Raw genomic sequence first — 26,490 nt, 5'->3', positions numbered from 1 at the left:
CATATAATAAGACAATCAATATTAGATCGTCGTAAACTGCCTAGCAGCGGTAAATAACTGGAGCATAAATGAGACCTTCTGCGTATTTTGAAGGCCCGGTAGGGAAGTTAAATTGGCATGTTTTACGCCTGTTATGGCCATATTTACTAGAATTTAAAGCGCGCGTGATTTTGGCTATGATTTGTTTAGTGGTTGCTAAGCTCGCCAGTGTTGCATTGCCATTTCTTTTGAAAGAATTAGTCGATACCTTAGATAAACAATCTCCGGCCCAGCTTATTGCAGTCCCGGTTGGCTTGGTATTAGCTTATGGCGCGGTTCGTTTACTCAATGTCATTATTGGTGAGGTTCGTGACACCTTATTTGGCCGAGTCACCGAACGTGCTATCCGTCGTCTTGGGCGGGCGGTATTTGAACATTTGCATCGACTCGATCTTGATTTTCACTTAGATCGTCGCACCGGTGGCTTATCCCGCGACATTGAACGTGGCACCAGTGGTGTCAATTTTTTAATGCGTTTTATGGTATTTAATATCGTACCAACCCTGCTTGAGATTATGCTTGTTATTGGGGTCTTCTTTTATAATTATGGCATCAGTTTTGCGCTGATAACCTTAGTTTCTGTTGTAGCTTATATTGGTTATTCTATCGTAGCGACTGAGTGGCGCACCGGTTATGTTCGTGATGCTGCCCGAGCTGACTCGCTGGCCAATACTCGTTCAGTGGATAGCTTGTTAAATTATGAAACCGTAAAATATTTTAATAACGAAGAATTTGAGTCACAACGATATGACTCTGCACTTGAGCAATGGGAAGTGGCAAAACGAAAAAATCGTTTATCATTGTTTGCCCTAAACGGTGGTCAAGCGTTAATTATCGCTGTGGCTATGACAGCTATGATGGCATTAGCGGCTTATGAAGTAAGCCAGGGCTCAATGACTATTGGTGACTTTGTGTTAATTAATGCATTTATGATGCAGTTGTTTATTCCGTTAAATTTCTTAGGGTTTGTTTATCGTGAGATCCGCGGTGCATTAGCCAATATTGAGCGTATGTTTGATATTTTAGACAAACAACCACAAGTATTAGATTCGGATGATGCTATTGAGATTAGCCCAACGATTGGGACGATAAAGTTTACCGATGTGAGTTTTCAATACGACCAACGCCCTATTTTGAACAGTGTTAGCTTCGAGGTGCCAGCAGGGAAAAAAATTGCTGTAGTCGGTGACAGTGGCGCGGGTAAATCAACTATTATTAAATTGCTATTCCGCTTTTATGATGTTGCTAGTGGTGCAATCACTATTGATGGCATTGATGTGCGTCACTTTAGCCAGCAAGCTTTGCGAAGAGCTATTGCTGTTGTCCCGCAAGATACCGTGTTATTCAATGATTCTATTTACGAAAATATTCGCTATGGTCGTGCCGATGCGACTCATGATGAGATTGTCGCAGCAGTTAAGCTAGCGCATTTGAGCGACTTTATTGAATCATTACCAGATAAAGGCAATACCAAAGTGGGGGAGAGAGGTTTAAAGCTCTCAGGTGGAGAAAAACAACGAGTTGCTATTGCTCGAGCTGTGTTGAAGGGCTCGCCCATCCTAGTGTTTGATGAAGCAACATCGTCTCTCGACTCACGATCTGAGCAAGCGATTCTCAGCGCGCTCAGAGATGCTGCTAAAGGACACACAAGTTTAGTGGTGGCCCATCGTTTATCGACCATTATTGATGCCGACCAAATAGTAGTATTGAGTAAAGGTAAGATTGTTGAGCATGGTACTCATGTCAGTTTGTTAGCTAAACAAGGTCTTTATGCACGACTTTGGCATATTCAACATGAACAAAAAAATCTGCCACATGCCTAGTGGACGTTGCTATGTTGCTAGGTGATATAAAAGAATAAAATACCGAAGTTGCTGTTTTTCATTTATGCTTTATTGACTATGAGTAAGGCTTATACAGCATTTAAGTTTTACATAAATGGCCGCTATTTATAACGCTAAACGCTATAATTGAATACTTAAGCAGCAAAGAATAGCGCGTAAACTGACTTGTTAGATCTATCGTGACTGAAATTTTTGACGGCAGTGATCAACGCAGTTAATCTATAGTCCGACTTATGGTGTATTATCCCCAGATAGCTATACTTTTCAATCAATTGGATTTTATTAAAGGTGCGAATTCGTGTATGGAGGTGACTTGTGCATAATATTGCGTTAATTGCGGCGCTAGAAGGCACCCGACATCAAGTGACAACTGATTGGTTTGCTATTATGGCAATGCTAAAAGGGCGTAACATGTCTGATGATGCGATTAAAATAGTCTACAACGATTTGTGTGCCGGTTTAAGAGTGACGACTCGTGGAGTGACTCTCGCGAAGGCAATGGACAGCGACTTGGATAAGAGCAATATATCAATCTAGCCATCCCACAATACAATTCCCATGTACTTTGGGATTAATCGAGTGTAATAAAATCATATTCTAGTAGCGGCTGTTATCACAGCTGCAGTATTGGCTTTGGCTTAAGTGGATTTCATTTAATGCTCAAAGAGGATTAATCGCTAAATGAGATTTTCTGGATAATGTAAGGACAAGAGGATTGGCTGAAACAATGGTTTAGTAGAGAGTATAACGATGACTGGCTTATTTTTTTTGCCAATTAATACACACCATTTTTATCAATGCTGCTGGAGACGGATCGAGAGTTAAGCATTTAATTTTTCCTTGCTCAAAACACACTAGCTCGCCTTCGATTTCTGTCATTCGATTACAGTTTTTACAGCTTAAACTTAAGCTTTTGACATTTAGATCAACATTAAGATCTACTGCATTCTTTTTGATATTCAACATGAAATCCTTCTGTTTGATTTCGCTTTAAAATCACACTAAGACCGCTTACTGTGACAAACATCAAATTTTATTATACACCCTTTAATCATATTCGGCAAAGTAATCGCGCGTAGCGAACCCCAGTAGTTTACTGGGGTTGATGCGCTTCTCTACTGCATATGACGGTAATGATTATCAAGGGTGACTGCAACTCCAGACGATTGCACTATTCGAGCGTGATGACGGGTTAAATACCTTGGGTCCGTTACGCCACAAGAGTGGGCAATCATGGTTAAATCATAATGTAAGAAATGATTGTAGTTTGCCACTCGCACAGATTTATCTTTAGGATCTAAGCCTTTTTGCAGACGGATATTATGGGTTGTAATACCTGTTGGGCAGGTGTCTCTGTTGCACTGTAGTGACTGAATGCAACCCAAGGCAAACATATTGCCGCGAGCTGAAGCAATAAAGTCTGCGCCAGTGGCCAATGCCCAAGCTACATAAGATGGCATAATCATTTTACCCGTTGCGATGACTTTAATGCGTTGCTTAAAGCCGCGTTGATTCAATAAATCAACCAGAGACGGCAAGCTTTGCCTTAGTGGTAATCCAACGTTGTCCATTAATGCCTGTGGCGCTGCACCAGTGCCGCCATCTGAGCTGTCCAAAGTAAAAAAATCTGGGGCATATTCTATCCCACGTTGCTCAATTTCATCCAAAAACTCTGTTACCCAAGACATATCGCCTAATACAGCCTTAATGCCAGTTGGTTTACCGGTAATGTCTCTTACTTGATTTATCATATCGACAATGTCAGCAACATTGTGTAATTCAATATGGCCATTAGGGCTAATTGAGTCGTGTCCTGCAGGAATACCGCGAATGGCTGCAATTTCTTTGGTCACTTTTACTGCAGGTAAAATCCCTCCTTTCCCTGGCTTAGCGCCCTGGCTCAACTTAATTTCAAACATTTTAACTTCAGGGTGGGCTGCTATATCGCTGAGTTTTTGAGGATCTAAATGGCCTTGTTCGTCTCGGACACCATATTTGGCTGTCCCGATTTGAAACACTAAGTCACAATGACCTTTAAGATGATACGGGCTTAATCCTCCCTCACCAGTATTGAGCCAGCAACCTGCTTTCGCTGCACCATGAGATAGCGCCGTTATCGCTGGTCGAGATAATGCACCAAAGCTCATTGCTGAAATATGGCAAATTTTACTGGTTGTGTAAGGATGGGTGCAATCTGGACCAATGGTTACGTCTATTGTCTTGTGAGAGTCATGATCGCTGACCGGAAAGGCTGAGTTCATGAACATCACTGAACCGGGTTTATCTAGAACTTGTGTTGATCCAAATGCAATTGTACGGTCAACATTTTTTGCTGCGCGATATACCCAATTGCGCTCGGCACGGTTAAATGGCAGTTCTTCACGATCTTGAGAAAAAAAGTATTGTCTAAAAAACTCACCCTGTTTTTCAAATATATATCGAAAGCGACCGATAACAGGGTAATTATGGCGTATGGCTTGTTTTGTTTGCCATTTATCAGCAATAAACATGTAAATGACCGCAATCAGTAATAGCCAAAATAACACTAAGAAAAGACCAGAGAAGATATCCATTCCCCATATAAACCAATGTTGTTGCGGCATATTATTGTCCTTAAATTGAATCTAGTACTGTGTGTTTATTCGCGGTAATTTAGTCGCAGTAATGATAGTAAGTGAGTCTGGTTAATTAACCATATTAGCAATACCAAATATAATCTCACTATATCGTTTATTTTTTCTGCTTGCTATCTAACTGCTTTGTTTTAAAACGAAGAGGCATTTATGGTCATTATTGCAGTGAATTAAATCGTATATTTATTTCATTATGACTTCAGGTATGCATTTTTTGGTCGATAATTAAGCTATCCGTTACTTTAAATAAGACACTATTATGGACATTAAAAGCGCAGCGCCCTCAAATGTGAAGGGACGAGAAAACAACAATACTCCAACCAGTGAAGCGAATGCTTCAACTCAAAATAAAGCTAATAATACGAGTTCAGCGGTAAATTCATCAGCTAAAGTATCAGTGAGTCAACTGAGTCGTCAAATGATGAACAACAGTATTCTTGCCGCACAGGAAGAAGTGAGTATTTCTGCGGGTGACAAGTCTATGGCGTTGCTTTATCGCGCCGCAATTGAAGCCATTAACCAAGAACTTGCCCCTACGCTTGGAGATAACGCAATTCAGAAGGGCGTTGATAGCGGAGTGGATTACTCACCAGAGGCAACAGCTGATCGCATTGTGAGCTTTGCCACAAATTTTTTCTCTATTCACCAACAACAAAATAAATCTATGGGACTAGATGAGCAAGTTAATAGTTTTATGCTCAAAATTGGTGATGCCATAGATCAAGGCTTTAAAGAGGCTAGCGATATATTGTCTGGTTTAAAGGTGTTAGAAGGTGATATAGCCGCTGGTGTGGATAAAACATATGAACTGATACAGCAAGGGTTAGCGCAATTTAAGCAAGATAAGCTTGCTAAAGATGAATCACAAAGCGTGACTCAAGCGACGTAGTCTCTTATGATTAAGATTGGCTCTCAGTGAAAGGATCGTGACTATGTGGACTACGGGTAAAGTAATTGAACGCATTGATTGGAATGACAAATTATTTTCACTGCGGATCAAAGCTGATGTCGAACCTTTTATCGCTGGTCAGTTTATAAAGCTCAGCCAAATACGAGATGAAAAGCGTGTTGCTCGTGCATATTCACTGGTGAATCCCCCTGGTAAGGACTATGTCGAAGTGCTTGCTGTTGCGGTAGAGGACGGGCTGCTGTCTCCAGATCTACAAGCATTAACCCCTGGAGACTCTATTGAAGTGACGTCTAAAGCAACAGGGTTTATGACTCTAGACGAGGTGCCAAATGGTGCTTTGCAAGGTAAACATTTGTGGTTTTTTGCCACAGGCACCGCAGTCGGACCTTTTATCTCAATGCTGGCAACTGATGGGCCTTGGCAACGTTTTGAAAAGGTCGTGCTCGTTTATGGTGTTCGCCTTGGTGAAGATCTTGCTTATTTAGAGACCATCCAGCAGTTTATTGAACTGCATCCACAGCAGTTTGTATTTATTCCTATTGTGACCCGTGAAAATTATCCTAATGCTTTATCATGTCGTATTCCCGATGGTATTAGCAGCGGATTAATTGAACAGAAAGCGGGGTTAGGGATAAATGCTGAGCATTCTCAAGTGATGATCTGCGGTAACCCTGGCATGATAACGGATGCTCAAATTGCTTTAGTGGAAAAAGGATTAGCAAAAAATCTTCGACGCGCTCCTGGGCAAATAACAGTCGAAAAATATTGGTAATAGCATCAATCCTAACCAATAATGCCGTGATGGCAGAGCCTCAACAGTGCTCACTGATTTTTGTGGTCATTGCTTCCCCCGCTTGAAAATTCACTGCCCCGAGTGAAACAGCACTTGCTCCTTTGAAGATGATCACTTACCCTATCGCAATTGATAACCATTATCAATCGCGTCGGCGATGGCGCAATATTGTTTCAATTAGGGAGCGTTGATTAATGAAATTGCTAAAAAGTGTCGCATTATTAGGTTTGGCTTGTGTGGCTTCTTCGGTCAGTGCCGCAGAGGCATTAACGGTTTATTCTTATCGCCAAGCTTTCCTGATTGAGCCCATTGTTGAAAAATTTACCCAACAAAGTGGTATCGACGTTAATGTCGTATTTGCTAAAGATGGCATTGCTGAACGGATAGCGCGTGAAGGTCGTTTATCCCCTGCTGACGTAGTGCTGACATCAGACTTTTCTCGCTTGATGGAGTTGGTGGATAAAGATCTTGTTTCACCGGTCCAAAGCAACATTATCGACCATAATATTCCGTCTCAATATCGCTCACAACAACATAATTGGTTTGCACTCACTATGCGGGTGCGTAATTTATATTCTTCTAAAGATCGTACTGGTAAAATTGATATTGATTACGAGGACTTAGCCTTAGCTGAATTCAAAGGTAAAATTTGTACTCGCAGTGGTAAACACCCTTATAACGTCGCATTAGTAGCCTCAATGATCGCTCATGATGGTGAAGCGAAAACGAAAACCTGGCTACAAGGGGTCAAAGCTAATTTAGCCCGTAAGCCTCAGGGTAATGATCGTGATCAAGTACTAGCCGTTAAAGAAGGCTTGTGTGATATCGCTATCGGTAACAGCTATTACTACGGCAATATGTTAATGGATAAAAACCAGAAAAGCTGGGCACAAGCTGTCGATATTAATTTTCCTAATCAAAAGAACCGTGGTGCTCATGTCAACGTATCAGGAATGGCATTAGCCAAACATGCTCCTCATAAAGACAATGCCATTAAATTAATGGAATTCCTTACCTCAGATGTCGCGCAAAAAATGTATGCTGAAGTGAACATGGAATATCCGGTAAAGGCTGATGTGGCTCCGTCTGAATTAGTGGCCTCATGGGGTGATTTTAAGGCCGACAGCTTACCGATTTATAAGTTGGCAGAATACCACCAAGAGGCAGTTAAATTACTCGACGAAGTGAAATTTGACCTGTAATTATGGCGATCCTCAATAGACGATCAACCTCCAAGCCAAGCGCACGTAACCATTTTTAGCGCACTATTGCTACGATTAATAGTATTGATAAAATGAGTTGGGTGCGCTGAGTTAACTCGGTATTATTTATGATTTTAGGCCTAACCAGAGGCTGGTCGCTTACTGGTTATTTTATCGCGGTAATATTAATATTGCCGCTGATTGCCTTAATAGTGCAATCCACTCTTCCTGACGAAGCTGTATTTAGCCATTTATTTAATACAGTGTTGCCGACATACATAGCCAATAGCTTATTACTGATGTTGTTGGTTGGGCTCGGCTCGCTGCTATTAGCTATTCCTGCTGCGTGGGTAATTGCCCGCTGCGACTTTCCTTTTCGACGATACTTTCAGTGGCTATTACTGCTTCCATTAGCCATGCCAGCTTATATTGTTGCTTATGTTTATACTGATATGCTCGATTATGCCGGCCCAGTGCAACGTACACTAAGGCATTGGTTTGAATGGCAATCACCCCATGATTATTATTTCCCCGCGATACGCAGCCTCGGTGGAGCGGCAATAATACTGTCGTTAGTACTATTCCCTTATATTTACTTATTAGCCCGCACCGCTTTTATGGAGCAATCATCAAGTTTATTGTATGCATCACGGGTAATGGGGTGCAGTCCGTGGCGCAGTTTTTGGCGACTGGCATTACCCATGGCAAGGCCTGCTTTAGCTGTTGGCGTTGCCCTAGTGGCTATGGAAACCGCAGCAGACTTTGCCACTGTAAGCTATTTTGCCGTTCCTACTCTAACCACAGCCGTTTACGACACATGGCTTGGCTATGGCAGTTTAACGGCTGCCGCTAAATTATCGGCAATTATGTTGCTGGTGGTGTTCTCTATGATAGGTGTTGAACGATTTGCCCGTCGCAAACAACAATTATTTCAAAAACAATCATCCTTCAATGAAGCCGATCGATATGTGTTGTCATCAACTAAGGCGTGGATTGCGCTAGGCTACTGCACTTTATTGTTATTTCTTGCCTTCTTGCTGCCTTTTACCGTGTTATGTGTTTATGCCATTGATTATTTTAACGAGAGTTGGGATACACGTTTTTGGCAATATAGCCTTAACAGCTTATACATTGCCGCTATCGTGAGTGCCGTGTGTATGCTGTTATCACTGATATTGATGTTTGTCCGTCGAGTCAGTCCGCGTAAAAGTGATTATCTTCCTTCTAGACTCAGTTCTACTGGTTATGCATTGCCGGGCACAGTCCTAGCAATTGGTGTTTTGGTTCCACTGACATTTATTGATTTTGCGATTAACGATGTTTACGATTGGCTGGGTGAACGTGGACCGGGATTGTTATTGACCGGCAGCGTGTTCGCTCTGATTTTTGCTTTTTGTGTACGTTTTATTGCCATATCTATCGGTAGTTTAGAGAACAGTTATAAGCGCATTTCGCCTTCTTTGGACATGGCATGTATTACCTTGGGGCAAACCCCATTGCAACTGCTTTGGCGGGTTCATTTACCGTTATTGCGTAAAGGGATTTTTGCCGGAGCATTGTTGGTGTTTATTGAAAGTATGAAAGAGTTGCCCGCAGCATTATTATTACGCCCCATCGGATTTGAAAACTTAGCCACTTATGTGTTTCAGTTTGTTTCAGATGAAAAACTTGAACACGGTGCATTAGCCGCGATTGTTATTGTGTTAGTCGGGCTTGTTCCATTGATTTATCTTAATCGCTCCTTGGAGCAACAAGGCTAATTATGTCAACCTTAACCATTGAAAATATCTGTAGTGATTATCAAGGTCAAGTGATTTTGCGTCATTTAGATCTTACCTTGCAGCAAGGCGAAATTGTCGCATTATTAGGCCCCAGTGGTTGCGGAAAAACCACACTGCTGCGCGTGATTGCAGGTTTGCAAACCATTAGCCAAGGCAGTATCAGTATTAGTGGCCAGGTGATGAGCAGTGATGACGTGTTTGTTGCCAGTGAGCAACGTGGTGTCGGGATGATTTTTCAGGACTATGCTTTATTTCCACATTTAACCGTGGCGGATAATATTTTATTTGGCGTTAAAAATCTTAATGCAAAGGAGCGCCTTACTCGGTTGGATGAGATGCTTGAGCTGGTTAAATTAACTGGCTTGTCATCTCGTTATCCTCATGAATTATCTGGCGGACAGCAGCAGCGAGTTTCAATTGCGCGAGCCTTAGCATATCAACCTGAATTATTATTACTTGATGAACCTTTTTCCAATATTGATGCGCAAGTACGTAACGAGATGATGCTGGAAATTCGTGCCATATTAAAAAAGCGAAATGTGAGTGCGGTGTTTGTGACACACAGTAAAGATGAGGCATTTGTCTTTGCAGATAAGCTGGCATTATTTAAAGATGGCGCCATTATTCAACATGGTAAAGCGGAAACCTTATACCGTTCGCCAAAAGAGCGCTACGTGGCTGATTTCCTCGGCGCGGGTAATTATTTACCGGTTACTGTAACCACGAGTTATCAAGTTGATTATGCTCTTGGAAATCTTAATAGTACTGAAAAAATACCTTGGCCGATTGGAAGCCAAGGGCAAGTATTATTACGACCGCAGCAAATTGAAGTTCATCCTAATACCAATGGTCTTGGCTGCATTGTTGAAAGGCATTTTTTGGGTACTGTATGCCATTATCAAGTGAAAGTTGGCGCTGATATCTTGGATGTAAGCAGTCAATCAACGACACTAATACCTGGCCAACGAGTTGATATTCACATTGCGCCACATCCGCTAGTCATTTTTAATTAACGATTGCTATGGTCATCTTAATGTGGAGCATAATTGTTAACATCAGACTTGAATCATAACCTGTTATAAAACCGTTTACTGTCTAGCCCACTGTGCTGCTTTAATTTAAAATACACCATTACTTGCAGCATGCAGTCATAAAAGTGTGGGTCTGTTAATCAAATAAATGACAAGTTTGAGAGTCAATAAGCTCAATATTATGATTTCGGCTAACGAAGAATATCCTATAACTTGAGTTGAGTGAGCCATCTATTAAAACAGCTGTTCAATCTTTTACTTGAGAGAATATGAGTGCAATAGGTGATACAAATCAGCTAAATGTGAGTACACTTCAAGTAATTTATATTTGATTAAGATAAGCTCATTGTTAGTTAATCATTAGCTAAACTAAGACGATATGTGAATCGCTCTCTAATGAGTTCAATGCGTTAAATTATCACCATTTAGGCCGACATTTAGTATTAAGGTGGATCAAGTTAATATGGATAACCAAGCTATGCCTCGTGAACAGTTAGGGATTTGCGCAGAAGGTAATTTACACAGTGTGTACCTGATGTTTAATGCCAATGATGGTGTTGAAGATCAGTTACGTCCATCTATTGCTAATGTGGCGCAATACATCTATGAGCTCACAGATCAATATGCAGACAGTGCTTTTAATGGCTTTGTCGGTATTGGTGCTAATTTTTGGGATACCTTTTATCCTGATGCGCGCCCAGCATTATTAAAACCTTTTCCTGCTATGAATGAAGGTATTCGTGATGCACCTGCAATGGAATATGATCTGTTTATTCATATTCGTTGTGACCGTTACGATATTTTACATCTTGTCGCAAATGAGATTAATCAAATGTTTGAAGATTTGGTTGAGCTAGTTGATGAAGAGCGTGGTTTCCGTTTTATGGACAGCCGTGATTTAACCGGTTTTGTTGATGGTACCGAAAACCCTAAGGGGCGCCATCGTCAAGAGGTTGCATTGGTTGGTAATGAAGATAAAGCGTTTGCCTCTGGTAGTTATGTTCATGTACAAAAATACATGCATAACTTAAGTAAATGGCATCGTTTACCACTGAAAAAACAAGAAGATATTTTTGGTCGAACTAAAGTTGATGATATTGAATATGAGTCAGAAGATAAGCCACTAACCAGCCATACCAAGCGAGTTAATTTAAAAGATGCGCAAGGTAATCCATTAGAAATCCTGCGTCAAAGCATGCCTTATGGTTCGATTCGAGAGCAAGGGCTGATTTTTATTTCTGTGTGCCGCACTCCAGAACATTTTGAACAAATGCTTCGCAGTATGGTGCACGGTGATGGCCATGGAAATCATGATCATTTAATGTTATTTACCAAAGCGTTGACCGGATCATCATTCTTTGTGCCATCATTAGATTTTTTAACTCAATTCGATGATGCGTAACCACCCGCGTTAAGCAAAAAAAAGCAATGCCATGGCATTGCTTTTTTTATAGTGATATTTTATTCACTATAATTGAATAAAGATCTAACGGTCTCTAAGGTATCATCAATAGTTTTTATACTTGCAGGGCAAATGAAAATCGTATCATCGCCAGCAATGGTACCTAATATCCCTTCAGGTTTACCTATTGAATCCAGCAAACGAGCAATTAATTGTGCTGCACCTGGACTGGTTCTTACCACTATCATGGCTTGGTTATGATCAACATCTAGCACTAAATTCTTAACTGGGCTACCCGCAGTTGGAACGCCTAGCTCTGCAGGGAGGCAATAGACCATTTCTTGCTTGGCGTTACGAGTACGAACAGCACCAAATTTGCTGAGCATACGCGATACTTTAGATTGATTAATATTACCGAATCCTTCGGTTTGAAGCGCATTAACAATCTCGCTCTGGCTTCCAAAACGTTCTTCTTTGAGAATCGATTTAAAAGTTCGTACGAGCTCATCCTGATTTCTTGTCGCTGGCATAATGATATTTCATCTTATATTTGTTATTCAAAAATCTAGCACATTTTGAATAGATTGACTTATTAAGTCAAGAAAAAATCAAATTTATTGAATAAAAATTCATTTTGTCGTGGAACTTTAAGCTGACACTTGTGTTAGTTCTGTGACTCATTTAAGCAATAAATGATTAAGATAATGGCGATGATTGTCTTGTCAGTACCAATAGGGTATCACCCTTTTCTGACAATAGATTAAGTTTTCCTTTTGAGAAATCAATTTGTTGTACTAATGAAATAGCTTGCATCAACTCGGCTTCTTGGCTCATAAAGCTGTCAACGCAGGCTTTCATGGTAGTGCCTGCTGGTGCCAGCTGTAAAAAGTTACCTTGCTGGGCATAACTGCCAAAAAACTGATTACAACTGTTGTTACCTGTTAACTCGCCATCTGCGGCAAAAACTAACGTTGCAGGACTATTATTAATGGTTGGAGTGTCGAGGACGGTGTCGACATGCCAAGTACCAATTAATTGTTCATTTGAGACAGTGGCCGATGGACTTTGGCAAGCACTAAGGCCTATAACTATAACTGCGGCGCCGAGAATATGCTTTATCATGCTGAGAGGGTTCCAAATACGAAAAAATTGGCGTTATTCTACTACTTGAGCATTAATAAAAGAGTAAATAATTGTCAGTTTTTGGATTAATGAACATTATTTAACGAACTAAAGAGAGTCAAATGATTAAATTAGTCAAAGTGTTGCATATCATCGGCTTAATTATGTTGCTGGTGGGCGTAGGCTTATATTGGCAAAGCGATATAGGTCAGCAAGTCAGTGGTATGTTGGTGATTGCATTGCTCATTGGCGTAGGAACATTAATTATGTCTCCGCTGCCTGTTGCGCTAGTGATAGAATGGGCCAAGAAGCAATCTCCCCATTCAGATCCAAAGGAATAATCATTGTCATTTATTATCCGTAAGGCGTTATTCACCGATGTTACTGCCATTGTGCAGTTAGAGCGTGCTCATGTAGATGATGAGTTGTCTGGTTCAGATAACCAATTACATGCTCATTCATTCACCAAAAGTGAGGTGGGTCAGCTAATTAATCAACATTGGTTTATGGTGGCAGAAGAGCAAGGGCAAATTATTGGTTATGTGATGGCGGCAAGATGGTCATTTTTTTCCGCGCAACCATTGTATCGCCATATTATTCAAAAGATTAAGTTCGCTGAGTTGGCTGGGCAGGCTTTATCGACGACCAATTCGTGTCAATATGGGCCGGTTTGGATTCAAGAGTCAAAACGTGGCCAAGGCGTGTTTGCGGCGTTAGTGAGTGAGTTAAAAAAACAAGTAAACACTAGCTTTCCATTTATGGTGACCTATGTTGCTGCAGACAATGCTCGCTCTTTAGCGGCACATCAACAAAAAGCTGCGATGACACAGATTGATCAATTTCGTTTTGAACAACGTGATTATTGTTTATTGGCCACCTCTACAGCCAATGTCATCAGCTAACTATGTCTTGGTGCGTGAATAAAGTGGTTATTAATTAGGAATATAATGAGTACTGACTTTGAAACCCTTTTTTCACCTTACCTTGGTTTAAGATTATCAGCATTTGACAACATGAAGCTGATTGCCGCGGTATTGGCTGAGGCAAATGAATCATATGATTGTATTGAAGCAAGTGTGCACTGTAAGGATAATCTACAAGTGCAGCAATCAGGATATTTTGTACGCTGGCATGATAGATGGGTATTTTGTGGGGTAACCAATGACTATCATGCTGCGATAGCCTTATTTACTCAAATTGAGCAGATCAATATGGCATCAATTAGTGTCAAAGATGTGCCAATAATGAGTATGCAGCAAGTGTCATTTATGTGCATTGAAAGTGCGCATTTCGATCATTGTTAACCTGTTTTATTGTATTAGCTTCATTTATGTTTACGCATTAGGATGATTTAGCTAAATCATTGATGTGCATTATTGCTCAGGGTTATTTAACTGCATCAGTACCAGTGGTCGTTCTTCAGAGAGGTAACGATAGTATAATTGGGTGATTTCTGCTGGTAACTGCGATATTTGCCGCGGTTCTATCGCCACAAAGTGCTGCTGTTGATATAAGCCTATTAACCATGGGTGAGCAAATAAGAAGCAATGTTTAGTCTTTAATCTAGGTGCAATAAACTGTAATAAGTGGCTTGCATGGTGTTGGCCACGATAGTCGGGGTGAACTAACAATCCATTTACCAGTTGATAGTGGCCTATCGGTTTGACTCTTATAGCGGCAATAATATTTCGTGGTCTGAATGTCGCTCTATTAACGTCATCACTCCTGTCTTGATTATCAGTAGCGTTTGAGTTTAGGTGATTAATAACTGCTATTGCTTCTTTTTGAGCTAATCGCGCATAAGGCATATGCTGACGATAGAATAATTTAATGGCTGACCATTCTTTTATTGCACAGAGCTTTATCGCTGAGAGTTTGCTTTCAGCAAGTTCAATCGCGTTGCCTTCTACCGCAGTAGGATGACTCGCAATCGACTTACTCGCAATCGACTTATTCGCAATCAAATCAGCTTCAATGGGTTCCGCCCCTACGGATGGCGGTGCAACAGCTTGCTTTGCTATTATATTTTTTTCTAGCCAAGTGGCTTGATACATAATGAGACCCAGTGTCGAGATTAAATCATCACCTTATTACATCGGCTAGTGCAAATTGGATAGCGCCAATAACATAAAACCGCCAAATGGCGGTTTTATGTTTGATATCGTTTTAGCTTAGCCAACAAGCGTTAGGCTATATCGATACCTAGCTTATTATAGTCCGGCATCAGCACGAAGAATCTCAGCTTTATCTGTCGCTTCCCAAGGGAATATATCGCGACCAAAATGGCCATAAGCTGCAGTTTGTTGATAGATAGGACGTGCCAAATCTAGCATTGCGGTTAAACCATAAGGACGCAGCTCAAAGTGCTGACGGATCAATTTGATCAATACTTCTTCAGACACTTTACCAGTACCGAATGTTTCGATACTGATAGATGTTGGCTCTGCAACACCAATAGCATAAGACACTTGTAGCTCACAGCGATCAGCAAGACCTGCAGCAACAATATTTTTAGCTACATAACGTGCAGCATAAGCTGCGCTACGGTCTACTTTCGATGGGTCTTTACCAGAGAATGCACCGCCACCATGGCGTGCCATTCCGCCGTAAGTATCAACGATAATCTTACGTCCCGTTAAACCACAATCACCAACAGGTCCACCAATAACAAAGCGACCAGTAGGGTTGATAAAGTATTTAGTGTCTTTGTTTAACCATTGTGCAGGTAATACAGGCTTGATGATGGTTTCCATTACGGCTTCAATCAAATCTGCTTGTGTTACGTCTTCACGATGTTGAGTTGACAATACAATCGCATCGATACCGATGATTTTGCCATCGTCATATGCAAAGGTTACTTGGCTTTTTGCATCTGGACGCAACCAAGGTAAAGTGCCGTCTTTACGCACTTCTGACTGACGCTTAACTAGCTTATGAGCGTAAGTGATAGGTGCAGGCATTAATACGTCGGTTTCATTGCTGGCATAGCCAAACATTAAACCCTGATCGCCAGCGCCTTGTTCAGCAGGATCTGAGCGGTCAACGCCTTGATTGATGTCTGGTGACTGTTTGCCAATGGCATTAAGTACCGCACATGAATCAGCATCAAAACCCATATCTGAATTGGTGTAACCGATTTCGCGGACGGTTTTACGGGTAATTTCTTCAATGTCTACCCAAGCAGAAGTGGTGACTTCACCGCCCACTAATACCATACCGGTTTTAACATACGTTTCGCACGCAACACGAGCCTTTGGATCTTGCTCAAGTATTGCGTCTAATACCGCATCAGAAATCTGATCGGCGATTTTATCAGGATGACCTTCTGAGACCGACTCAGAGGTAAACAAGTGCTTTGCCATAATAGGAAAATCTCGTTGGTTGCATTTGAATATACGTCTAGACGTCTATTTTAGTCGAAATCTAATTTGATAACACCCCTTAATACGAATTTAAGCAGATAATTGTGCAGTAATGCATGAATATTTTTTACTCTCTATGAGTGTGTTTAGCTAATAGGTTAATTAAATTGCTGATTAAAGTAAGTTTTAATCATTTTTATCGGTCTACTTTAAACACTTTGGTGCCATTAATTGAACAATATTGAGGATGATTATGAGGTGTTAAGTGTTGAGACAAGTTGACGTTTTACTTACACAGCGCTGTTTTCTAAGCTGACTGTCAATAAATAATTACTCAGTATGCAGATGTTCATTACGGGGCTTTTGCATGTTATCTACCCAATAAACATCAGCGGTAAGACGAACTTAATAGGTAAAAGTGAGCTTATTACTGACTAAAAATGTAATGAGAGAAATTTTAATTTGCGTCACATCGCCTTGTAGGGGAAAATATGGCTTCACAATTGCCCGCTAGACCTTACAAACAAGCAGGAGAGAGCATGTCATCTCGTAAAGTACTCGCTAACGCTATTCGCGCCTTAAGTATGGATGCGGTTCAAAAAGCCAATTCTGGTCATCCAGGTGCCCCAATGGGTATGGCTGATATCGCCGAAGTGCTATGGAATGATTTTCTAAAGCACAATCCAACTAATCCTAACTGGGTCGATCGCGATCGTTTTGTTCTGTCAAACGGTCATGGCTCTATGCTTATCTACTCTTTATTGCATTTATCAGGCTATGAGTTGCCGATTGAAGAGTTAAAGCAATTCCGTCAATTACATTCAAAAACACCTGGTCATCCTGAGTATGGTTATACTCCAGGTGTTGAAACCACCACCGGTCCTTTAGGCGCAGGTTTGAGCAATGCTGTTGGTATGGCGATTGCCGAAAAAACCTTAGCGGCTCAGTTTAACCGTCCAGGTCACGATATTGTTGATCATTTTACCTACTGTTTCTTAGGTGATGGCTGTTTAATGGAAGGTATTTCTCACGAAGCCAGTTCATTAGCCGGCACATTAGGCCTAGGTAAGTTAGTGGCATTTTGGGATGACAACGGTATTTCTATCGATGGTCATGTTGAAGGTTGGTTCACTGATGATACGCCTAAGCGCTTTGAAGCTTATGGCTGGCATGTTATTGCTGATGTTGATGGTCATAATCCTGATGCCATCCGTGCAGCAATTGAACAAGCTAAATCTGTCACCGATAAGCCATCGATGATTTGCTGTAAAACCATTATTGGTTTTGGTTCTCCGAACAAATCGGGTAGCCATGATTGTCATGGTGCACCATTAGGTGATGCTGAAATTGCAGCCGCTCGTGAGTTCTTAAACTGGCCACACGCTCCTTTTGAAATCCCATCTGATGTTTATGCTGGTTGGGATGCCAAACACAAAGGTCAGGCGAATGAGTCATTATGGAATGACAAGTTTGCTGCATATCAAGCTGCGTTCCCAGAACTTGCTGCAGAATATGATCGCCGTGTTTTAAAGGGTGATTTACCTGCTGATTTTGAAGCAAAAGCACAAGCCTTTATCCAAGAAAGCCAAGATAAAGCCGAAGGTATTGCGAGCCGTAAAGCGTCTCAAAATGCGATTGGTTTCTTTGGTGCTATGTTGCCAGAATTACTTGGCGGTAGCGCAGACTTAGCCGGTTCTAACTTAACGCTGTGGTCTGGCTCAAAAGGTATTCAAGACGATCCTGCCGGTAACTACATCTATTACGGTGTACGTGAATTCGGTATGAGCGGTATTATGAACGGTGCGTCGTTGCATGGCGGTTTTATTAACTATGGCGCTACCTTCATGATGTTTATGGAATACGCGCGTAACGCAGTACGTATGTCAGCATTAATGGGTATTCAAAACATTTTCGTTTATACCCATGACTCTATTGGTCAAGGCGAAGATGGTCCAACGCATCAGCCGATTGAGCAATTAGCTAACTTACGTTTAACGCCAAATATGGCAGTATGGCGTCCATGTGATGCAGCAGAAACGGCTGTTTCATGGAAGGCGGCAATTGAGCGCCGTAATGCACCAACATCATTAGTTTTCAGTCGTCAGGGTCTTAAGGCTCAAGCACGTACTGCGGAGCAATTAGCTAACGTTGCTAAAGGCGGTTATGTACTGTCTGATTGTCAAGGCACTGCTGATGTGATCTTAATTGCAACCGGTAGCGAAGTGCAATTAGCCATGGATTCAGCCGCTGAGTTAAGCAAACTCGGCCAGAAAGTGCGCGTGGTTTCTATGCCTTCTACGACTGAGTTTGATAAGCAAGATGCTGCTTACAAAGAATCTGTATTACCAAAAGGTGTCACTAAGCGTGTTGCTATTGAAGCTGCGCATACTGATTTCTGGTACAAATACATTGGTTTTGAGGGCGGTGTTGTTGGCATGACGACCTTCGGTGAGTCTGCTCCTGGTGGTGATTTACTTAAGCATTTCGGCTTCACTGTTGATAATGTAGTAAAAACTGTCCAATCTTTAGGATAATCATCTGAGATTAAACACTTATCTATTAAGTGTTTAATCTGTATAATAACGGCTTGCAATATGATTGCAGGCCGTTTTTTTATGTCTTTTATTCACGTAAAATAATATATGCTAAATCACTTATATTTCAGTATTTTATCATGGTTGATTAAATAATAAGTGCCTAGGTTAATTACTCTGGACCCTAAATGATTCGAGTTGCAATTAATGGTTATGGCCGGATTGGCCGCTCAATACTTCGTGCCTTGTATGAGTCAGGAAAACGTCAACAGATCCAAATTGTGGCAATCAATGAGTTGGCAAAGCCAGAAGCCATTTGTCATTTAACTCAGTATGACACCACTCATGGTCGTTTTAAGCATACCGTTAAGCTAAAGGATGATCAGTTACTGATTGGTGACGACAGTATTTTGTTGCTCAATCAAGCAGATGCTAAGTTATTACCTTGGGCTGAACTTGATATTGATATCGTCTATGAGGCCACAGGCAGTTTAATCGACCGTCAAGCTTGCGAAGCACACATTTACGCTGGCGCTAAACAAGTACTTATTAGCCATCCTTCCTCTGCAGATGTTGATGCCACTATTGTGTATGGCGTTAATCATGATTTGTTACGCCCAGAGCATAGTGTTATTTCTAACGCTTCTTGCACCACTAATTGTATTGTTCCAGTCATCGATGTTCTCGATAAGCATTTTGAAGTCAAAAGTGGTGCTATTACTACAATTCACTCGGCGATGAATGATCAGCAGGTTATTGATGCTTACCATGATGATCTGCGCAGAACGCGCGCCGCAGGTCAGTCTATTATTCCGGTTGACACTAAATTAGCTCGCGGTATTGAACGTATTCTGCCGCACATGAAAGATAAGTTTGAAGCCATTTCTGTGCGAGTACCAACCATAAATGTGACCGCGATCGACTTATCTGTCACGCTTGAGAAAAAAGTTAATATTGAACAGATTAACAGTGTGTTACAACGTGCCTCAAACGGCAGTTTTAATGGTATTTTAGGCTATACTGACGAGCCGTTGGTATCATGCGACTTTAACCATGATCCCCGTTCAAGTATTGTTGATGGTACTCAAACTCGTGTCAGCGCAGGCCACTTGGTCAAATTATTATTATGGTGCGACAACGAATGGGGTTTTGCTAACCGCATGTTAGATACCAGTTTAGCGATGATCCAAGCAAAACTGGACCAATAACCTTAATCACATTTTGAGTAATGGGTATTAACCGATTACACAGTAAAAATTTTGTTTTAACTTAAAAAGGAAAGGCTAATTATGGCAATTATAAACATGACAGATTTAGATCTACAAAATAAGCGCGTGCTTATTCGCGAAGATTTAAACGTGCCTGTCAGTGACGGTGTGGTGACCAGTGATGCGCGTTTACGTGCGTCATTACCAACGATTCAACTCGCATTAAAGAAAGGCGCTGCCGTAATGGTAATGTCGCATTTAGGTCGCCCAACAGAAGGCGAGTTTAATTCTGAGTATTCAATGCAACCGGTAGTGGACTATCTAGTTAAAGCACTTGATTGCTCAGTGCGTCTGGTCAGTGACTACCTTGATGGCGTTGACGTTAATGTTGGTGAAGTTGTGGTATTTGAAAACGTTCGCTTCAATGTGGGCGAAGGCAAAAACGATGACACATTAGCGAAGAAAATGGCGGCATTATGCGACGTGTATGTCATGGATGCTTTCGGTACCGCTCACCGTGCCCAGGCTTCTACTCATGGTGTTGGTGTGTATGCTCCTGTTGCTTGTGCCGGTCCGTTATTGGCCCAAGAATTAGATGCATTAGGCAAAGCACTGGATAATCCTGCCCGTCCAATGGTGGCGATAGTGGGTGGCTCTAAAGTATCGACCAAATTAACTGTCCTTGAAAGCTTATCGACCAAAGTTGACCAGTTAGTCGTCGGCGGCGGTATCGCCAATACTTTTATTGCTGCAGCAGGTTATAAAGTGGGTAAGTCACTGTATGAGGCTGATTTAGTTGAAGAGGCTAAACGTCTTGTGGCTAACGCTCGAAGCCGTGGTGGTGATATTCCTGTACCAACCGATGTGGTTGTTGCCAGTGAATTTAGCCCGACAGCGGCCGCGACACTGAAATCTGTCAGTGATGTTACTGACAGCGATATGATTTTCGATATTGGTCCAGACAGTGCTGAAGCCCTGGCTAAGATAATTGAGCAAGCTGGTACCATAGTCTGGAATGGTCCTGTGGGCGTGTTTGAATTCGATCAATTTGGTGAAGGTACTAAGCGTATTGCTGAGGCCATTGCTAATTCAAAAGCATTTTCTATTGCCGGCGGTGGTGACACTCTAGCGGCAGTGGATAAATACAATATTGCCGACAAAGTATCTTATATTTCAACCGGCGGTGGTGCTTTCCTTGAGTTTTTAGAAGGCAAAGAACTTCCCGCAGTAGCAATGCTTGAAAAGCGTGGCGCTTAGTCCACACCAAGTATTGATGCCGTAAAACCAAATAATAACTATAAAAAAACTGCTCTACCACAGTGGTTGTTTAGCTGCGGTAGAGTAAAAAATCCGTCCAAACGATAGTGACCTAGGTGAGTAATCACCCTATTATTGGAGAACAAAAAATGGCTCTTATCTCTCTACGACAACTGCTCGACCACGCTGCAGAGCATGGTTATGGCGTCCCTGCTTTTAACGTGAATAACCTTGAGCAAATGCGTGCAATTATGCAAGCGGCTGAAGCGACCGACAGCCCTGTGATTGTTCAGGCTTCTGCTGGTGCACGTAAATATGCTCGCCCACAATTTTTAAAATATTTAATGGCAGCGGCACTTGAGCAGTATCCTGATATCCCGGTGTGTATTCATCAAGATCACGGTACTGATCCTGACATTTGTCAGCGTTCAATTCAGTTAGGCATGTCATCAGTCATGATGGATGGCTCGCTAATGGCTGATGGAAAAACACCTGCGTCATACGATTACAACGTTGATGTCACTCGCCGTACTGTAGCATTTGCCCATGCTTGTGGTGTGTCTGTTGAAGGTGAAATTGGCTGTTTAGGCAGTTTAGAAACTGGCCAAGCGGGCGAAGAAGACGGTGTTGGGGCTTCGGGCATTCTTAGCATGGACCAAATGTTAACAACGCCAGAAGAAGCTGCGCGTTTTGTTGCCGATACTCATGTTGATGCATTAGCCATTGCCATTGGTACTAGCCATGGTGCGTACAAGTTTAGCCGTAAACCTACTGGCGATGTGTTACGTATCGACCGTATTAAAGAAATTCATGCGCGTATCCCTAACACGCATTTAGTCATGCACGGTTCATCTTCAGTACCGCAAGAATGGTTGAAAATCATTAACCAATACGGTGGTGAAATTCCAGAAACGTACGGCGTACCGCTGGAAGAAATCGTTGAAGGTATTAAGCACGGTGTGCGTAAAGTGAATATTGATACCGATTTACGTTTAGCATCAACGGGTGCTGTGCGTAAATTCTTGGCTGAACATCCAGCAGAATTTGATCCACGTAAATTCTTGAAAGCATCAATGGAAGCGATGGCTGACATTTGTACCACTCGTTATGAAGCATTTGGTTGTGCAGGTATGGGTTCTAAAATTAAGCCTAAGTCACTGCAAGCAATGTATAAAGCTTATCAATCTGGCGAACTTGATCCTAAAATCATGTAAACCTATTAACGCTAGTATAATAAATCAGCTCATTTTTTGAATGAGCTGATTTTTTTGTAACTAAATAACGAAAAATGTTGTTTTTTTAAACGTTATCTAGCATTATCCTCGCCTTAAAAATTGACGCTAAAACGTCATCATTTACCCATACAGTCCAAATCTGTTAGCCCACTTTATAGTTGAATTAATTCTATGCTTGTTAAGCCTAATGCCCCGTTATCGCTATTTTCATTGACTTGGCCATTATTTGTTGATTTTGCTTTACACTTTTTAACTGCCGCAATTAACACCTTTATGATAAGCCATGTGTCTTATCAAGGTGTGGCGGCGTTGTCTGTTGGTAACATGGTATTTGAACTGGCAATTACGTTATTTAGTTTCGTCAGTATCGGTGCCAGTGTGGTCATTACCCAGTATTTAGGTTCGCAAAATAAAGCTGCTGCAAGTGCCGTAGTGTATTCATCCATTGGCTTTAATTTTTTAGTTGGCTTGGTCGCTGCGATAGGTATTTTATCCGGTTCAACCATGATGTTGAATTTAATGAATTTACCAGCAGAGCTTATGGCCGATGGTAAGTTGTATCTCCAGATTGTTGGTTTATGTTTAATTCCTGAGGCGATGGCCATGTGCTTAGCGGCGGGAATGCGGGCACATGGTTTTACTCAGCAAGCCATGTGGGTGACGTTATCGATGAATATCATCACTTTCATTGGCAACTTACTATTACTTTATGGTTGGTTTGGTTTGCCACAAATGGGTGTCGCTGGTGTGGCTATTAGTACCGTGGCTGGGCGACTCGTAGGTGTGAGCATTATGATGCTATTGTTTGTGCGTTACACAAAAATCCCATTGCACTTGCCGAGTATTTTGCGCCCCAATAAAGCCATGCTGAAAAAGGTGTTTCACATTGGTTTACCTGCCGCGGGTGAAAACGTCTCGTGGATGTTGCAATTTATGGTCGTCACCTCATTTGTTGGCTTAATGGGCGATAAAGCCTTAGCAGCGCAATCGTTATATTTTCAAATCTGTATGTTTATTTTATTGTTCGGCTTATCTATCGGGATCGGTAATGAAATTATTATTGGCCATATGGTGGGGGCTAAACAATTAAAAGCCGCAGAGCAGCAAATGTATCGAGCATTAAAGTTAGGTCTGATTGTGACCAGTGTTGTGGCTTTATTCGCCGCAATATGGGGGCCAAATCTTGTTGCTTTATTTACGGATGAGCAAGATATTATTGTGCTGGTGGGGCAGTTATTTGTGATCACACTCATTATGGAACCGGGTAGAACCTTTAACTTAGTGGTGATTAATGCCTTAAGGGCCAGTGGTGACGCCAAGTTTCCTTTTTTCATGGGAGTGTTTTCCATGTGGTGTATTGCTGTGCCTGGTGCTTATTATCTTGGTATTCACCTTGAGTTTGGCTTGCTGGGCATTTGGGCTGCTTTAGCCTTGGATGAATGGGTTAGGGGATTAGCCATGCTATGGCGCTGGCGAAGTGGTCGTTGGCACAATAAGAGCCTAGTGGCCTAATGCTTGAGACAAGACTATTTTTTTCAATTTTGTGATCAAAGTGGTAATATGCGTGGAAATTTTAGACATACACCCTCCATTAGATTTTTGTAAATTGTAAATATAGGACGAAATGACATGAAAAAACTGCTAATTGCTGCAGCTATTACACTAACCATGCCATTTGCAGCACATGCTGGAAGTGAGTTTGTTGAAGGCGATGCGACTTTGGCTGGTGAGGCTGAAGTAGGTGCCACATTAACGACAGGTAACACTGATACTTCTTCGTTTAAAGCGCGCTTAGCGTTAAAGCAAGAATTGGGTAACTGGGAAAATCAGTATGTGTTAGAAGGACTGTACAAAGAAGACACTAAAGAAGTGACTGCAAAACGTTATTTTCTTGGGGTGCAAGGTAACTACCAGATTAATGATGTGAGCTATATGTTTGCTAACACAAACTATGAAGTGGATCCATTTACGGGTTACGATTTAACGTCTACCACGTCTGCCGGTTATGGTCATCGCTTTATCGATACTGACAGAATGTCTTTAAAAGCAGAGGCTGGTCCTGGTTATATTTACCAACAACTTGATGAAGAATCATCACTTGCTGAAGGTTACGATAGCCAAGACAGTATTATTGCTCACGCAGTTATCGATTTCCAAACTAAGATCAGCGACTCATCTAAGTTCCAGCAGAAATTTATTGCCGATTGGGGGTCTAAATTAGATGCTCGTTCTGAAACATCACTGACTGCCAATATTATTGGCGCATTAGCGATGAAGTTTGCCGTTATTGTTCGTTATAACAGTGAACCGCTTGATGATAAAGAAAGCACAGATACTGAAACAAACATGACATTACTTTATGCATTCTAAGTTAATGTTCAAGCGACATTAATACGTGTAGCGTTTAAAAAAAGCTGGCTTTGCCAGCTTTTTTTATGCTCGTTTGAAATGGTGTCATATCATCAGTCTTGATACTTAATGCGACCTTGCATGTCTCAATATGTTAGTACTATTTTATAGGCTACCTGTTATTGGTTCGACTTCTTGATCCCATCTCTCAATCTGAATTTTGCCATAGCTCCAATGCGGTAATTTAGTCCTTTCTACATTCATTATCGTGCAATTAAACCTCGCGCAAAAAAAACGCTATATTCGCGGACTGGTTCACGAATTAGTTATATTATCCGCAGGATAGTCGACTTAGCAGCCATTAGGTTCTCAGTTTGAGAGTATACTTTTTGTATCGGTCGATACACTGGAACAGTGCGATGCAAATAGGATGTTGTTGGTTCGACAGTACGCAACGATTATTGATAAATCAGACCTCCGCTGTGCAGTGGCATTTAAATGATCGCGAGTATTGGGTCGTGAGTCAATTAGTCCAGCATCGTGGTCAAGTCGTGCCGCTATCTATACTTGAAGCTGTGGCGATTTCAGCTGACAGCCCTCAGCCGCTATCTCAAGTTGAGCTGCTAGAAATTATCGACAAAATCACTGATTATTTGTGTAACAACCATAGCAATCTTATTGAGTATGTACCTGATCAAGGCGTTATTTTATATGCTTTTGCAAGCGCCAAACACACCAAGATATTTGAGCAACCTAATAAGCTATTATCAGTAGGCCAGTATCTGTTTATTATTGTCATTTTATTAAGCGTATTGTTATTTGTTTACTCTAAACTTAACCCTCCAGAGCTTACTCAAGCTGATGTAGTACAGCAAATATTGGCCTCAGATGGTCGTATTGTTCAGCTGTTTGTATTTGGTAATAATAATCCGCAAGATGCGCAATTACATGCGGATTGTTTATCTTCGCAATTACGCTTATGTCATCATATCCGCTGGGACTCCATCAATATGACATTATCATCTAATCAGCATTACGTTAGTTTTACCTTGGGTGACTCCACAGCAGAAATACCATTAGTGAATAGCATTAAAGTGAATGTTGATAATATGAGTGTGCCATTTATCACTCAAGAATGGCTATTAAAGGTGGCCATTTGTGGCTAGATCATCGAATCGATTGGCACGCATTAAGATGCGCAGATTGCTGCAGTCAAAACGCGGTAAACTTGTTTTTGTACTAAGTATTGTATTAATGATTTTTCTTATCACCAGTGTGGTTAATCGTATTGCCAATACTCATACGGTTTGGCATTTTGATTGCTATGCCGACAGTTATTTCAGTCATCAAGGAGAATCGTCATTAAAGGTTGATAAAAGTAATTTATGGTTGAGCTTAGACATTGATCACCATCGAGCTAAACTGATTTACAAAATTGAGTCATCGGTCCATGGTACTGAAATAGCCCAGCTAGTCGGTAAGGTTGACCATGTGGATATGGGCTCATTCACATATCATTTAAGATTAACTCTTCAGCCCACACTTTGGCAAACTAGCAGTCGATTAAAGCCCTATTTACACAATGAATTTGGCATTATGGCCTCTCAAAAAATAGAGGGGGTTAGCATTGCTCAGCAAGTACAGGTGATTGACTTAGATAATGCATTAACCAGTGCAACACTTAAATTTCTTCCCAGCAATAACGTTTGGTCTTGCCAGTTAAGATCGCCCGATACCGCTCACTGATTTTCATTGAATAAATTAACTTTTAGCTTAATATTGCCTTTG

25 protein-coding genes are annotated in these 26,490 nt (G+C 41.4%); 19 read left to right on the top strand and 6 right to left on the bottom strand.

The annotated features are described in order from the left end of the window. The first annotated feature begins 68 nt into the window (after positions 1–68). Positions 69–1,862, top strand: a complete 1,794-nt coding sequence (locus GW828_RS02430; protein ID WP_124018054.1) for an ABCB family ABC transporter ATP-binding protein/permease — start codon at positions 69–71, stop codon at positions 1,860–1,862. Between the two features lie 336 nt (positions 1,863–2,198). After that, the gene (locus tag GW828_RS02425; RefSeq protein ID WP_124018053.1) at positions 2,199–2,420 is read left to right on the top strand and encodes a hypothetical protein; all 222 of its coding nucleotides are present in this window, start codon (positions 2,199–2,201) and stop codon (positions 2,418–2,420) included. Between the two features lie 222 nt (positions 2,421–2,642). Here the strand turns inward: GW828_RS02425 and GW828_RS02420 are convergent, their stop codons facing one another. After that, the gene (locus GW828_RS02420) at positions 2,643–2,849 is read right to left on the bottom strand and encodes a hypothetical protein (RefSeq protein WP_235781755.1); all 207 of its coding nucleotides are present in this window, start codon (positions 2,847–2,849) and stop codon (positions 2,643–2,645) included. A gap of 149 nt (positions 2,850–2,998) precedes the next feature. Then, complete coding sequence (locus GW828_RS02415; RefSeq protein WP_273057930.1) at positions 2,999–4,486, bottom strand: FMN-binding glutamate synthase family protein; 1,488 nt, start codon at positions 4,484–4,486, stop codon at positions 2,999–3,001. A 289-nt stretch (positions 4,487–4,775) separates the two neighbouring features. Between GW828_RS02415 and GW828_RS02410 the strand changes: the two genes are divergently transcribed. From GW828_RS02410 to GW828_RS02385, 6 genes are all read left to right on the top strand, one after another. Then, positions 4,776–5,405, top strand: coding sequence for a DUF5610 domain-containing protein (locus GW828_RS02410; protein WP_273057931.1), 630 nt, complete (start codon positions 4,776–4,778; stop codon positions 5,403–5,405). A 43-nt stretch (positions 5,406–5,448) separates the two neighbouring features. Further along, entirely contained in the window at positions 5,449–6,198 is a 750-nt protein-coding gene (locus tag GW828_RS02405) for a ferredoxin--NADP reductase (RefSeq protein WP_273057952.1), read from the top strand. A 215-nt stretch (positions 6,199–6,413) separates the two neighbouring features. After that, the gene (locus GW828_RS02400) at positions 6,414–7,421 is read left to right on the top strand and encodes a Fe(3+) ABC transporter substrate-binding protein (protein ID WP_273057932.1); all 1,008 of its coding nucleotides are present in this window, start codon (positions 6,414–6,416) and stop codon (positions 7,419–7,421) included. 128 nt (positions 7,422–7,549) lie between these two features. After that, complete coding sequence (locus tag GW828_RS02395; RefSeq protein WP_273057933.1) at positions 7,550–9,181, top strand: ABC transporter permease; 1,632 nt, start codon at positions 7,550–7,552, stop codon at positions 9,179–9,181. A gap of 2 nt (positions 9,182–9,183) precedes the next feature. Next, on the top strand, positions 9,184–10,215 hold the full coding sequence (locus GW828_RS02390) for an ABC transporter ATP-binding protein (RefSeq protein ID WP_273057934.1): 1,032 nt from the start codon (positions 9,184–9,186) through the stop codon (positions 10,213–10,215). A 481-nt stretch (positions 10,216–10,696) separates the two neighbouring features. Then, positions 10,697–11,635, top strand: coding sequence for a Dyp-type peroxidase (locus tag GW828_RS02385; protein ID WP_273057935.1), 939 nt, complete (start codon positions 10,697–10,699; stop codon positions 11,633–11,635). 59 nt (positions 11,636–11,694) lie between these two features. Here GW828_RS02385 and argR read toward each other — a convergent pair whose 3' ends face one another. Both argR and GW828_RS02375 read right to left on the bottom strand, forming a co-directional pair. Beyond that, the gene (gene argR, locus GW828_RS02380) at positions 11,695–12,165 is read right to left on the bottom strand and encodes a transcriptional regulator ArgR (RefSeq protein WP_124018045.1); all 471 of its coding nucleotides are present in this window, start codon (positions 12,163–12,165) and stop codon (positions 11,695–11,697) included. Positions 12,166–12,331: 166 nt separating this feature from the next. Further along, positions 12,332–12,757: an META domain-containing protein gene (locus tag GW828_RS02375; RefSeq protein ID WP_182722314.1), complete on the bottom strand. Its 426-nt coding sequence runs from the start codon at positions 12,755–12,757 to the stop codon at positions 12,332–12,334. A gap of 122 nt (positions 12,758–12,879) precedes the next feature. Between GW828_RS02375 and GW828_RS02370 the strand changes: the two genes are divergently transcribed. Genes GW828_RS02370 through GW828_RS02360 form a run of 3 tightly spaced genes read left to right on the top strand, consistent with a single transcriptional unit; the run spans position 12,880 to position 14,061 of the window. Beyond that, positions 12,880–13,098, top strand: a complete 219-nt coding sequence (locus tag GW828_RS02370) for a hypothetical protein (protein WP_273057936.1) — start codon at positions 12,880–12,882, stop codon at positions 13,096–13,098. A 3-nt stretch (positions 13,099–13,101) separates the two neighbouring features. Further along, a complete protein-coding gene (locus GW828_RS02365; protein WP_273057937.1) occupies positions 13,102–13,659 on the top strand; it encodes a GNAT family N-acetyltransferase in 558 nt (185 codons plus the stop codon). 45 nt (positions 13,660–13,704) lie between these two features. Next, positions 13,705–14,061 (top strand): hypothetical protein, encoded by a 357-nt coding sequence (locus GW828_RS02360; RefSeq protein WP_182696659.1) that lies wholly within the window; start codon positions 13,705–13,707, stop codon positions 14,059–14,061. A gap of 69 nt (positions 14,062–14,130) precedes the next feature. Here GW828_RS02360 and GW828_RS02355 read toward each other — a convergent pair whose 3' ends face one another. Further along, positions 14,131–14,811 (bottom strand): GNAT family N-acetyltransferase, encoded by a 681-nt coding sequence (locus GW828_RS02355; protein ID WP_273057938.1) that lies wholly within the window; start codon positions 14,809–14,811, stop codon positions 14,131–14,133. 156 nt (positions 14,812–14,967) lie between these two features. Next, a complete protein-coding gene (gene metK / locus GW828_RS02350; RefSeq protein ID WP_124018039.1) occupies positions 14,968–16,119 on the bottom strand; it encodes a methionine adenosyltransferase in 1,152 nt (383 codons plus the stop codon). 539 nt (positions 16,120–16,658) lie between these two features. On the opposite strand from metK, the gene tkt reads away from it, so the two are divergent. From tkt to GW828_RS02310, 8 genes are all read left to right on the top strand, one after another. Further along, complete coding sequence (tkt, locus tag GW828_RS02345) at positions 16,659–18,653, top strand: transketolase (RefSeq protein ID WP_273057939.1); 1,995 nt, start codon at positions 16,659–16,661, stop codon at positions 18,651–18,653. 188 nt (positions 18,654–18,841) lie between these two features. After that, entirely contained in the window at positions 18,842–19,861 is a 1,020-nt protein-coding gene (gene epd / locus GW828_RS02340; RefSeq protein ID WP_124018037.1) for an erythrose-4-phosphate dehydrogenase, read from the top strand. An 81-nt stretch (positions 19,862–19,942) separates the two neighbouring features. Continuing rightward, positions 19,943–21,118, top strand: coding sequence for a phosphoglycerate kinase (locus GW828_RS02335; RefSeq protein WP_182696656.1), 1,176 nt, complete (start codon positions 19,943–19,945; stop codon positions 21,116–21,118). A gap of 149 nt (positions 21,119–21,267) precedes the next feature. Further along, positions 21,268–22,332 carry a class II fructose-bisphosphate aldolase gene (fba, locus tag GW828_RS02330; protein ID WP_124018035.1) on the top strand — a complete coding sequence of 355 codons (1,065 nt, stop codon included), beginning with the start codon at positions 21,268–21,270 and terminating at the stop codon, positions 22,330–22,332. Positions 22,333–22,524: 192 nt separating this feature from the next. Beyond that, the gene (locus GW828_RS02325; protein WP_182741820.1) at positions 22,525–23,865 is read left to right on the top strand and encodes an MATE family efflux transporter; all 1,341 of its coding nucleotides are present in this window, start codon (positions 22,525–22,527) and stop codon (positions 23,863–23,865) included. A 117-nt stretch (positions 23,866–23,982) separates the two neighbouring features. Beyond that, positions 23,983–24,723, top strand: a complete 741-nt coding sequence (locus GW828_RS02320) for a DUF481 domain-containing protein (protein WP_124018033.1) — start codon at positions 23,983–23,985, stop codon at positions 24,721–24,723. A 497-nt stretch (positions 24,724–25,220) separates the two neighbouring features. Then, entirely contained in the window at positions 25,221–25,868 is a 648-nt protein-coding gene (locus GW828_RS02315; protein WP_124018032.1) for a hypothetical protein, read from the top strand. After that, positions 25,861–26,448, top strand: a complete 588-nt coding sequence (locus GW828_RS02310; protein WP_273057940.1) for a hypothetical protein — start codon at positions 25,861–25,863, stop codon at positions 26,446–26,448. Before GW828_RS02315 ends, GW828_RS02310 begins: the two co-directional genes overlap by 8 nt. The last annotated feature ends 42 nt before the right edge of the window (positions 26,449–26,490 follow it).

Source organism: Shewanella vesiculosa (assembly GCF_009994065.1).
In the GTDB taxonomy this organism is placed as follows: Bacteria; Pseudomonadota; Gammaproteobacteria; order Enterobacterales; family Shewanellaceae; genus Shewanella; species Shewanella vesiculosa.
This window is presented reverse-complemented; position numbering and strand designations above follow the sequence as displayed.